Annotated in this window: 9 protein-coding genes; 2 read left to right on the top strand and 7 right to left on the bottom strand. The window is 61.0% G+C overall.

Features of this window, described 5'->3' with window-relative positions; all coding sequences use genetic code 11:
- Positions 1-60 precede the first annotated feature (60 nt).
- A complete protein-coding gene (gene uvrA / locus KMZ29_RS14210; protein ID WP_215619862.1) occupies positions 61-3,174 on the top strand; it encodes an excinuclease ABC subunit UvrA in 3,114 nt (1,037 codons plus the stop codon).
- A 5-nt stretch (positions 3,175-3,179) separates the two neighbouring features.
- Positions 3,180-5,129, top strand: coding sequence for an endonuclease NucS domain-containing protein (locus tag KMZ29_RS14205; protein WP_215619861.1), 1,950 nt, complete (start codon positions 3,180-3,182; stop codon positions 5,127-5,129).
- 45 nt (positions 5,130-5,174) lie between these two features.
- Here the strand turns inward: KMZ29_RS14205 and KMZ29_RS14200 are convergent, their stop codons facing one another.
- The 7 genes from KMZ29_RS14200 to KMZ29_RS14175 form a co-directional block, all read right to left on the bottom strand.
- Positions 5,175-5,939, bottom strand: a complete 765-nt coding sequence (locus KMZ29_RS14200; protein ID WP_215619860.1) for an AAA family ATPase — start codon at positions 5,937-5,939, stop codon at positions 5,175-5,177.
- A gap of 476 nt (positions 5,940-6,415) precedes the next feature.
- Complete coding sequence (locus KMZ29_RS14195; protein WP_215619859.1) at positions 6,416-6,970, bottom strand: hypothetical protein; 555 nt, start codon at positions 6,968-6,970, stop codon at positions 6,416-6,418.
- A 239-nt stretch (positions 6,971-7,209) separates the two neighbouring features.
- The gene (locus KMZ29_RS14190; RefSeq protein ID WP_215624267.1) at positions 7,210-8,076 is read right to left on the bottom strand and encodes a PCC domain-containing protein; all 867 of its coding nucleotides are present in this window, start codon (positions 8,074-8,076) and stop codon (positions 7,210-7,212) included.
- A gap of 4 nt (positions 8,077-8,080) precedes the next feature.
- Positions 8,081-9,682: an acyl-CoA synthetase gene (locus KMZ29_RS14185; protein WP_249779952.1), complete on the bottom strand. Its 1,602-nt coding sequence runs from the start codon at positions 9,680-9,682 to the stop codon at positions 8,081-8,083.
- 244 nt (positions 9,683-9,926) lie between these two features.
- Positions 9,927-10,055, bottom strand: coding sequence for a hypothetical protein (locus tag KMZ29_RS26880; protein WP_256441534.1), 129 nt, complete (start codon positions 10,053-10,055; stop codon positions 9,927-9,929).
- A 307-nt stretch (positions 10,056-10,362) separates the two neighbouring features.
- Positions 10,363-10,767, bottom strand: a complete 405-nt coding sequence (locus KMZ29_RS14180) for an SPW repeat protein (protein ID WP_215619857.1) — start codon at positions 10,765-10,767, stop codon at positions 10,363-10,365.
- Between the two features lie 155 nt (positions 10,768-10,922).
- Entirely contained in the window at positions 10,923-11,867 is a 945-nt protein-coding gene (locus KMZ29_RS14175) for a tetratricopeptide repeat protein (protein ID WP_215619856.1), read from the bottom strand.
- Between the last annotated feature and the right edge of the window lie 12 nt (positions 11,868-11,879).

Genomic DNA, 11,879 nt, shown 5'->3' with positions numbered 1-11,879 from the left:
CCGGCTTCCGGAAGATGCGCGCCTGAACGCGGCGCGATCAACGCGCCTGGGAATGCCGATATGGATGAAGTGATCAGGGCGAAGCGCCAACAGAACGCCGCATCCGCCACGCGTGCGATAACGATTCGCGGCGCACGCGAGCACAATCTCAAGAACGTCGACCTGGAAATCCCGCGCGACAAGCTCGTGGTGTTCACCGGCCTGTCCGGCTCCGGCAAATCCTCGCTCGCCTTCGACACCATCTATGCCGAGGGACAACGGCGTTACGTCGAGTCGCTGTCGGCCTATGCGCGCCAGTTCCTAGAGATGATGCAGAAGCCCGACGTCGACCAGATCGACGGCCTGTCGCCGGCGATCTCGATCGAGCAGAAGACCACCTCGAAGAATCCGCGCTCGACGGTGGGCACCGTCACCGAGATCTACGACTACATGCGGCTGTTGTGGGCGCGCGTCGGCGTGCCCTATTCGCCGGCCACGGGCCTGCCGATCGAAAGCCAGATCGTCTCGCAGATGGTCGACCGGGTGCTGGCGCTGCCCGAAGGCACCCGGCTTTACCTGTTGGCGCCGGTCGTGCGCGGCCGCAAGGGCGAGTACAAGAAGGAGCTCGCTGACTATCTCAAGAAGGGATTCCAGCGGGTCAAGATCGACGGTACGTTTTACGAGCTTTCGGAAGCGCCCACGCTGGACAAAAAATTTCCGCACGACATCGATGTCGTGGTCGACCGCATCGTGGTGCGGCCGGACATCGGCCAGCGGCTGGCGGAAAGTTTTGAAACCGCGCTGAAGCTCGCCGAGGGCCTCGCGGTGATCGAATATGCGGACGCGCCGCCCTTGTCATCGCCGGGCCGCGCCACTGATCTCGGGTCTACCCGAGATCAGCAATCAAATAGGTCCAAGTCGGCTACAGCCGACTTGGATGGCGCGAGACCCGGTGATCCATCTTCTTCAAAAGAGCTGGATGGCCGGGTCAAGCCCGGCCATGACGAGAAGAAGAAGACCGCAAAGATCCACGACAAGAGCGGGCCGGAGCGGATCCTGTTCTCCGAAAAATTCGCCTGCCCGGTTTCCGGCTTCACGATTCCGGAAATCGAGCCCAGGCTGTTTTCCTTCAACAATCCCTATGGTGCCTGTCCTGCCTGCGGCGGCCTCGGCGTCGAGCAGCACATCGACGAGGACCTGGTCATTCCCGACAAGGAATTGACCTTGCGCAAGGGCGCGATTGCGCCGTGGGCGAAATCGTCCTCGCCCTATTACATCCAGACCCTGACCGCGCTCGGCAAGTTCTACAAGTTCACGCTCGACACCAAGTGGAAGGACCTTTCGAAGAAGGTGCAGCAGGCGCTGCTGCACGGCTCCGGCGAGGACGAAATCAAGTTCTCCTATGAAGACGGCGTGCGCTCCTACGACACCAAAAAGCCGTTCGAGGGCGTCGTCACCAACATCAACCGGCGCTATCGCGAGACCGAGAGCGAATGGGCGCGCGAGGAACTCGCAAAATATTTCTCCGACGTCCCCTGCGAGGGCTGCCACGGCCACCGGCTGAAGCCGGAGGCGCTGTGCGTCAAGATCGGTGGCAAGCATATCGGCGAGATTTCGGAAATGTCGGTGCGCGGCGCCGGCGAATGGTTCGAGACCGTGCCGAAGGCGCTGAATGCGCAGCAGAACGAGATCGCCGGCCGCGTACTGAAGGAGATCCGCGAGCGGCTGTCGTTCCTGCTCGATGTCGGCCTCAACTACCTGACCCTGGCACGCGCCTCCGGCACGCTAAGCGGCGGCGAAAGCCAGCGCATCCGGCTCGCTTCCCAGATCGGCTCGGGACTGACCGGCGTGCTCTATGTGCTCGACGAGCCCTCGATCGGCCTGCACCAGCGCGACAATGCGCGTCTACTGGAAACCCTGAAGCGGCTGCGCGACCTCGGCAACACCGTGATCGTGGTCGAGCATGACGAGGACGCCATTCGCCTGGCCGACTACGTCGTCGACGTCGGCCCCGGCGCCGGCGTCCATGGCGGCCACATCGTCGCGCAAGGTTCGCCCGCCGACGTCATGAACAATCCGAAATCGCTGACCGGAAAATATCTCACCGGCGAGTTGTCGGTGGAAATCTCCGAGCGCAAGCCGCCGAACCATCGCCGCACCATCAAGGTCGTCAATGCCCGCGGCAACAATCTGAAAAACGTTTCGGCGGAGATTCCGCTGGGCCTTTTCACCTGCGTCACCGGTGTTTCCGGCGGCGGCAAGTCGACGCTGCTGATCGACACGCTCTACAAGGCGATCGCGCGAAAACTCAACAACGCCAGCGAAGGCGCAGCACCTCACGACCGCATCGAGGGCCTCGAGCATATCGACAAGATCATCGACATCGACCAGTCACCGATCGGCCGCACCCCGCGCTCCAATCCCGCCACCTATACCGGCGCCTTCACGCCGATCCGCGAATGGTTCGCCGGCCTGCCCGAAGCCAAGGCGCGCGGCTACGAGCCGGGGCGGTTTTCCTTCAACGTCAAGGGCGGCCGCTGCGAGGCCTGCCAGGGCGACGGCGTCATCAAGATCGAGATGCACTTCCTGCCCGACGTCTACGTCACCTGCGATGTCTGCAAGGGCAAGCGCTACAACCGCGAAACGCTGGAAGTGCTATTCAAGGGCAAGAGCATCGCCGACGTGCTGGACATGACCGTCGAGGAAGCCGCCGACTTCTTCAAGGCGGTGCCGCGGGTGCGCGAAACCTTCAAGACCCTGCACCGCGTCGGTCTCGACTACATCCATGTCGGCCAGCAGGCCACCACGCTGTCCGGCGGGGAAGCCCAGCGCGTCAAGCTGGCAAAGGAACTGTCAAAGCGCGCCACCGGCCGCACGCTCTACATCCTGGACGAGCCGACCACCGGTCTGCATTTCCACGACGTCAAGAAGCTCTTGGAAGTGCTGCACGAGCTGGTGTCGCAGGGCAACACGGTTGTCGTGATCGAGCACAATCTCGAGGTCATCAAGACGGCGGACTGGGTGATCGACCTCGGCCCCGAAGGCGGCGACGGCGGCGGCGAAATCGTCGCCTGGGGCCCGCCGGAAGACATCGTCAAGGCGCCGCGGAGCTATACGGGGAAGTTTTTGGCGCCGGTGCTGGCGAAGGCGGATGGCGGGAAGAGGAAGCGCGGGGCGAGCGAAGCGGCGGAGTGAGGCGCATGACCGAAGACGAATTAAGAGACGTCTTAGGTACCCAAATCGAAATACTTGAGCCCGGGTTAGTCCTCCTCGAAAAGGAAAAGTACATACCGAGCAAGCTCGGTACTCGCGGATTCATCGATCTTGTCGCGCAAGATGCAGATGGCCATTTTGTTTTGATAGAACTGAAGCGCAGTGATGCAGCCGCCCGTGAGGCAATACATGAAATCCTCAAATACGTCGAAGGCGTAAAGGCCCATCTTGGGGCAAGAGATCATGAAATTCGGGTCTTAATTGTCTCAACCACTTGGAGGGAATTGCTTGTACCCTTCTCGCGATTTGTGTCGGATAGCGGGCTAGCGGTTCGTGGAATAAATCTGAGCGTAGATTTTCGAGGTCGCCTCGAAGCAACCGTTGTGTCACCCGTCTCAACCGCTCGAGGGCGGGTAATCGCTCCTTGGCATGAACTTAATTTCTACAAAAGTGAAACAGACTTACAAAGGGGCCTTCGTGAGTACGACAGCAGTTGTAAGCAAAAGGGAATAGAAGACTATGTTTTAGTGATTTTGGATGCCCCAGCGGGATTCAACGAAGCCGCAAAAGAGAGCTTTCGTTTACGAATGCGGTCAATCGAAACAGACTTTGGCAAAGAGCCGGACGAGGGACATATAGAATCGCTGGTTCAGAAGCTCGATGATTATCATTCGATCATCTATTTCGGTATGCAATTGCTCCACCGAGAGGCATGCCTGAAAATCATTGCTGCCGACGAAGATCAATCCGCTGAAGCAAGAGAGTGCCTGCCGGATATGGAGGAGGATGAGGCTATCTGTTATTTGCACGAAACTGTGTATGCCGTTGAGCCGACGCCTTATCGAAATGGGTATGAGATCGGTTATCCGGCAAAATTTAGAAGCCGCCTTCTCGATCAAGAAGGCTGGAAAATTCGAGAGGTGAGCCGATTTGGAGTATTTTCTCGAAATAAGCTGCTAACGGACGAAGCAATAATTGAGGATCTTGGCGGCAGTGAGGGCACTACCCGTCAGCGCTTCAAACGGCGCATTTCTATAAATAATGCTGCACATCTTGCGTCGGCTCGTACCTCCCTTGCTGAATGTCTAGAGCAGAACGAAGCTTGGAAGGAGCAAACGCTTAGGGCGCTAGATGAAATTGCAAAACAATTTCCGAACAGTGAAGTGGACGTTAATATATTTAATCCCAGTTCGTGTCTTATAACACTGTTTCTCGCAGCCAATGATAAGAACGGCGTCCTATACGTACCAAACTATGGTTTGACGGTTCACGACGGGGACAAGGTCCCTCGTCTGTATTATGGCTGTCTCGTGGATACTGGAGGCGGATTGTCGTTTCAAGAAGTCTTGAAAAAATACTATGACGGCAAGCTTTTCGGTTTACTTTTTACGCTGACCTGGGGCGGTTATGAAGGACGAGATCCCACAATCTTGGAGGACATCGGGCTTTCGTACCGATCTTTTCGATGTGATTTAGATGGAGATAGTAAGCATTATTTCGTGTGGAGCGATGACGCTTGGAGACCAACCGACTTTGTAAACCCACTAACCTCTGTCTTTGAGTTTCTCGTGAAACGAGAGACGCTTGTAGCCGACTTAGCGTTGGAAATCGGCTCGCGTTGGGATGGCCAAATGATTCAAGACGAGAGCGTTGGCGAACACGCGCTAAAGAAGCTTGTAGACATGAAAGAAGGCCGATCCCGGAGCAAGTTCTGGTATGGCGATATCGTCCGCTGCGACACGTGCGGCCATGATTTTGAAAATGACACCTTCATGGTCGACGCCGCAACAAAATACGGCGCTTGGGCGTGCATGTGCAGTCGATGTTTCGTCGAACAAGAAGCGAAAATTGGTTGGGGTTACGGACAACTTTATTCACGTACTCCGGAAGGCTGGCTATTAGTCGGGGGCTTTGGTCCAAGAGAGGATGAAGAGTAGGGTTGTAGAGCGAAAGCGCGGGGCGAGCAAAGAGCAGCCGAGTAATCACTCCTCTATCGCCGCCTCCACGAACCCCGCCGGATCATCGCAAAACTCCCGCATGACCTTGTAGTGATCCGTCTCCTTCACGGTCACCGGCTCCAGCCCGTACTTCGACAGCCGCAGCAGCCGCGCGTTCGGATAGGCCATCAGCATGGGCGAATGCGTGGCCATGATGATCTGGCAGTGGCCGGAATTTTCCATCTGCCGCATCAGCTTGAGAAACTCGATCTGGCGCGAGGGCGACAGCGCGGATTCCGGCTCGTCGAAGATGAAGATGCCCTGGCGCTGGCAGCGCTCTTCGAAGAAGCGCAGGAAGCCCTCGCCATGGGAATGGGAGAGGAAGTCAGGCGGCATACCGCCGCCGCCTCGGGCGGCCTCGTCGAGATATCTCGCGACGGAAAAGAAACTCTCGGCGCGGAAGAACCAGCCGTTGGTGATCTTCGGCAGCCAGCTCGCACGCAGCGCTTTTGAAAGCTGCCCGCCCATTTTCTCCAGCGCCCTGGAATGATCGACCGGCCGGTAGCCCTTGCCGCCGCCGGCTTCGTCATAACCGGCGAGCACGGCGATGCCTTCGAGAAAAGTGGACTTGCCGGTGCCATTTTCGCCGACGATGATGGTGATGGCGCGATCGAAACTCAGCTCGAACTCATCGCCCAGGAACGGCAGGCAGAACGGATAGGCCTCGCGGTCGGCGATGCGCGCGGGATCGAGCCAGACGCGGCGCAGATACGGCGCGGGCAGATTGATTGAGCGATTTCGTCTGGCCATGCTCCCGCTCCGCAAGTTGGGTTGCGGGAACATAACAGGAACGCCATGCTCTTGGAAGTGTCGAAATCAACTGATCCGGCCGCTCCTAAAGCGGCATATTCAACTCCCTCATGGTGAGGAGCCACGTTGGCAGCGCTTTGCGCTGCCGGCGCGCGTCGCGAACCATCTGGCACGCCGTCGCCATCCTTCGAGACGCTGCGCAAAGGCGCGCGGCTCCTCAGAGCCCAACCGAAAGAGCAGCCAATATCTTCAGACTTTTTCCAAGCGCTTGAAAATGATTCACTTTCCGTCATGGCCGGGCTTCGTCCCGGCCATCCACGTCTTACTTGCTTGGATGCAGCTAAGACGTGGATGCCCGGCACAAGGCCGGGCATGACGAGCTTTGCTCGAGAGGTCTGTTTCATTGGCTGCTTTTTGAGCCGGACTCTCAGGATGAGGTCCGGGACAACTTGGCGAACGCAGCAATCGACCGAGCGTCAACCCGGCATCGCGCCGTCCGAACGCAGACTGAAACCGGAAAATGGAATCTCGGCGTATCGCTGTTCCGGCGTGCCCTCAGCGCTGAATCCGAGTTTCGCCATCCGGAGCTCTTCTTCCATGGTGATCAGGACCGGCGGATATTCGCCAATGATGAACGCCGCCCTTTCAAGGGTCAGGGTTGCCCTCTCATCCAGAAACATCTGATACATCTTGCTGAGAGGGCGCACATGTTCAAACGTGACCCTGCTCTTCCAGTTCTTGTCGCCCGACGCTATCACCAGCTTGGCGGCTTCACTGGCGCGGTGATATGTTCGCCAGCTCTTGTTGTGGAAGCTCCCGCATTCCAGGTAAAACGAGAGTCCCCGAAGCATTTGCGTGGTCGAGAAGCTCGGTTTGATCCCCGCCTTGGCGCAATCGACCAGCGCGTTGATCAGTATGCGGGCTTTCTTCGCATCAAGCGATGTATGGTGGATCGAGTGTCGCATTGCCCGGACGGTGCCGTGAATTGAATTCAAAGGGTAGCGTCTTGCACGGCTGACGTCCCCGGCCATCCCTCAAGACGGATCGCTTGCCCGTGCTTCTCTGAAGAGGTTCCGGCAGCGCTCTTCAAGTTGCGGAATAATGGAATAGTGCCGGTGATTTGCCCGACGTGTCAAAATGTTTTCGCTGGATCTCTCAAATCATCCCCGGCCCGACAACTCTTACTTTGCATGGGGTTGTTTTCGACATTTTAGCTTGGGGCGAGCACTGCGTATGGCGGGCACGGCGCGAGGAGGCGCCCTTGCCCGCCCTAAGAGCCGTCAAGCACTTCAATCACCAGTTCCATCGTCATCAGCACCGGATTGTCGCCGCGTATCAGCCGGCCCTCGGCGAGGCCGCCGGTGTAGTCGACCAGGGCTATGTCCAGCTCCGCTTCGAGCGCGCCGCCTGCCCCGGCTGCAATGATGCCCGAGCGGATCATCAACTCGGTCGCGAACGGCTCGACGATGCCGCCGCCGGTGAAGCGCGCGCCGATCGTGCTGCCGACGCCGCCATGCAGCTTCGCCTGCGTGATGCCGCGCTCACGGCAGAACGCCTCCAGCGCGCCGGCAAAATCCTGGTTCGGCCGCAAGCGCAGCGCGAAGGCGCGGCTCTTGGTCTCCGCACCTGTAGCCGAAGACGGCACCGGCCCGAACAGTTTGAAATTGGTCTCGGTATCCGGCTCCGCAGTGAACAGCGCGCCGTCGATACCGAACGCCTCCACCTCGAACGGCTCGGCGACCATAGTCTCCTCCGGCAGGATATGGCCGCCGCCGGCGCGGCCGTCGGCTTCAACCCACAGCGCGTGGCAGTGGAAGAACGGCGCGCCGTCGCGGCTACCAAGCGTCATCGCTCCCATCTCGAGGCGGGTGACGCCGGCGGGCCGGAAGGTGTCGCTGTAGAAGGCCGCATTCTCGCCGGTCTTCGACAGCGCCGGCATCACATAGGCGAACGGGCCGAGCGCCCCGCCCCGGATGTTCAAGGTGCCGCCGGCAAAGCCCTCTGCCGCAAAGCCGCGGCGCGCGGCCTCCAGCAGCGGCACGCCCGCCTGCAGCGTGAAGGAAAAGGCGCGGCCGCGCGCCTCGGCCCATTGGATGCGCTGGGTCACGGGCGCGCCGGGTTGCTGGATGCTTCGCATCTTCTCAGCGACCGCCATCGGCTTGCTTCATGAGGTCCAGCAGCCCCCGCGCCTCAAGCTCGTCGCGCACCAGCCGTTTTGGAATCTTGCCGTAGCCGGATTTCGGCAGTGCGTCCCAGAAGAAGAAGCGCTTCGGCATCTTGTAGCGCGGCACCTTTGGCGCCAGGAACGCGGCCATATCGGCTTCCGTCACTGAGCCGGCGCCCTCGCGCGCGACGCAGACGGCGACGCCGACCTCGCCCCAGAACGGGTCGGGCACCCCCAGCACCGCGACCTCGCCGATCGCGGGATGAGTCAAAATCTTTTCCTCGACCTCGCGCGGATAGATGTTGGAGCCGCCCGATATGTACATGTCGGAGGCGCGGCCGGTGATGTAGACGAACCCCTCCTCGTCCATGTGGCCGAGATCGCCGGTGCGGAACCAGCCGTCGCGAAACGCCTTGGCGTTGGCCTCGGGATTATCGTAATAGCCGGCGAACACCGCGGGGCCGATCACGCAGATCTCGCCGGTCTCGAACGGTTTCAGCTCGCTGCCGTCGTCGCCCTGGATCGAGACCTGCATGCCCGTGCGCTCGAAGCCGCAGGTGCCGATCCGCGCCTGCGGACCGTCCTCGGGGTCGTGCAGTGCGGGCGGCAGCACCGTGATGTTGCCGGTGACCTCGCCGAGCCCAAAATACTGCACCAGCACCTTGCCGAGCTTGTTCAGCGCCGCCTTCTGGTCCTCGCGGTACATCGGCGCGCCGGCATAGATGATGTAGCGCAGCGAGGAATGATCGTGGCGGTCGATGGCGGGATGCTCGACCATCATCTTCAGGATGGTGGGCACGGTAAAGATATTGCTGACGCGATGGGTCTCGATCAGCCGGAACGCCTCATCGATATCGAAGCGCTCGGTCGACAACAGGATGGTCGGCACGCCGCGCGCGGCCTGCACCAGTTGATGCACGCCGGCGCCATGCGACAGCGGCGCCACCACCAGCGACGCGTCCTTCTCCGTGGTGCCCGGCATCAAGTCGGCGAGATGGTTGGTGACGACAAACGCCATCTGGCCATGGGTCAGCACCGCCGCCTTGGATCGCCCGGTGGTGCCCGAGGTGAAGAAGAACCAGCAGGGATCGTCATAGTCGACCGCTGTGTTCCCGAACTTCGCACCCGCATGCGCCGATATCGCTTCGCTCACCGAGCTTTCGCCGAATGCGCCCTCGCCGATCCGCCAGGTGAATTCGAGCGCCGGGCTCGCGGCTTGCACCGCGGCCGCATGGTCCGGAAAGTCGCCATGGCACAAGAACGCCTTGGCGCCGGAGGCGGTCGCGAGATACGCCACCTCGTCCGGCATCAGGCGGAAATTGGTCGGCACCCAGACCGCGCCCAGCCGGAACGCCGCGAACATCGACCAGAACATCTCGTCGCCATTCTTGGAATGCACCAGGATGCGGTCGCCCTTGGCGATGCCACGCGCGGCGAGCGCCGCCGCCAGCGCCGAAACCCGGGCGTCGATCTCGCGCCAGCTCCAGGACTTGTCGCCCCAGATCAACCCGGGCCGGTCGCCGTGGCGGCGGGCATTTTGCCTGAGCAGATGCGCGAGGTTCATGACCCGGCGCGACATCCGCGCCACGCCGCCTGCCGGCGCGGCTATGCTGACAGCCTCGGTCACCCCGCATACTCCATCGCAATTCCTGTCAAACCATTCGGCATGGAACACCTTCTATCGATAAGGTTGTATGAAGCCTATCAGCGACCGCGCCTCAATGCCCAGTAGCCCGGATCGAGCGCCGCGCAATCCGGAGATAACCCCACACCCGCAAGCCGCCTCCGCGTATCGCTACGCTTCATGCGTGCACGGACGAGAGTCAGCGCAACCCGGTCCCGCCGCAGCGCTGGCATTTCACCACCTTGTCGCCCTTCTTCAGCAAGCCCTTGCCCTCGCAATTCTTGCATTTCTGCTTCTTCTTGATGTTGGGGCCCTTGTCATTGGCCATGATCGCCTCCAGACCGGCGCGCCGAAATGGACGTGCTCGGCTATGCCTTAGCATTAACCGGCGGCGGCACGCCCCTTATAAGTCGGCTCAAGACCAATTCAGGAACCGCCATCATCACCCGCCGGACGGGCGATTTCCACCGGCGTTATGATTGTTTGCGTGAAAGCCGCGGTTGGAAGATCGACGATATCAGGGGCGCGGCCAATGGCCGGCCATGGTCCGTCCACGCGATGCTATCGGCATCCCCTGAAGTTTCGGCTGGGCGGGCGGCCTGCCGGCCCGTTGTGAGGCCGGCAGCCCCGTTGCGCTATTGCCCGTGCTTGAGCAGGTCCTGATCGTTCATGTCCCAGTCCTGCCACAGCTGCAGTGCCGCCAGCAGCACCACAAATCCGCCGAGGATTGAATGCCAGAACCGCAGCGCACCCTCGCCGGAGTAGCCGAACATGTAAGGCGAGGCGATCAGCCAAAGTCCGGCGGCGACCTCCGCCACCTGCTCCCAACGCTGCAGCGCCACATATTCAAGCTGGGCGAGGCCGAACACCAGGATGCCGATCGTGAGCGTATTCAGGATCACGTAGCTACGCTCCCCGCCGCCAGTTTCCTGGCCAGACTGCGTGGAAAGCCACGGCGACAGCACGATCAGCACGCCAAGCAGCATGCCGCACCAGTCTTCCCATGTTCGATGAATGCCTAGAAACCGAAAGTCCGACATAGTAAACCTCCCATTAAAAGAGGCATACGTCAGCGGCTGGCGAGCCTGACACTCCGACTGTCAAACGACCGATCCGGCCGCATCGGGGGCGTATGTCTGTTCAAGACGTGGGGAAGGCCCCGGCTCTTGCAAGCCCCCGTCCCGCAATTTTGGCGCTAGGGCGTGACGCCGAGCTTCTGCAGGCTGGCGCGCGCCGTCGCGAGATCCGGGCGAAGCTCCAGGGCTTTCCTGAAATCGGCGATCGCACCGGCCTTGTCGCCAAGCCGCAACCTGGCCTGACCGCGGTTATTCCAGGAGAACACGTCGGCGGGATCATATTGCAGCGCCTTGTCGTAGTCGGCGAGGCCGCCCTCGTTGTCACCCTTGTACAGCCGGATCATGCCGCGATTGCGCCAGCCGCGCGCGTCGGTCGGCGCCAGCCTGATCACCTCGGCATAATCGGCGGCGGCGCGGTCGAGCTGTTCGGAATCGCGCCAGGCATTACCGCGGTTGATGTAAGCGAGCAGATCGGGCCTGAGCTTGATCTGCATGGTGTAGTCCTCGATCGCGCGCGCCATGTCGCGCTTGCGATAATAGGTATAGCCGCGATTGCCGTAGGCGATGGCCAGCGCCGGGTCGAGCCGGATCGCCGCATTGAAATCGGCCAAAGCCCGCTCGAAGTCCCCCCTGCCGAGCCAGGCATCGCCGCGGTTGTTGTAGGCCAGCGCGAATGTGGGGTCGATGCGGATCGCCTCGTCATAGTCGGCCATCGCGCGTTGGATGTCGCGCTTGAACGCGTAGACGCGGCCGCGGTTGGTGTAGGCGCAGACATAGGCCGGGTCGAGGCGGACCGCCTCATCGAGATCGGCCAGCGCGCGGTCGAGTTCGCGCTTTTCGGTCAGGCCGTGGCCGCGGTTGCAGTAGGCTGCAGCCAGCCTGCGGCCGGTCTCCGCCTTGGCGTCGATCACCGCCGAGCAGGCCGATATCCTGTCATCCGGCGCGGACGTCATGCCGATGCAAGCCTGCCATGTCTGGTCGGCCTGGGCAGAACCGGTGGCGGGGTACGAGAGCGTCAATGCTGCGCCGAGCAGAGCTGCGGTCAGGCCGGTCGAAATATCCATATTTTCGATGTC

It is taken from the genome of Bradyrhizobium sediminis (assembly GCF_018736085.1).
GTDB classification, from domain to species: Bacteria; Pseudomonadota; Alphaproteobacteria; order Rhizobiales; family Xanthobacteraceae; genus Bradyrhizobium; species Bradyrhizobium sediminis.
Note: the sequence above shows the minus strand (reverse complement) of the source record. Positions and strands in the feature narration are given on the sequence as shown.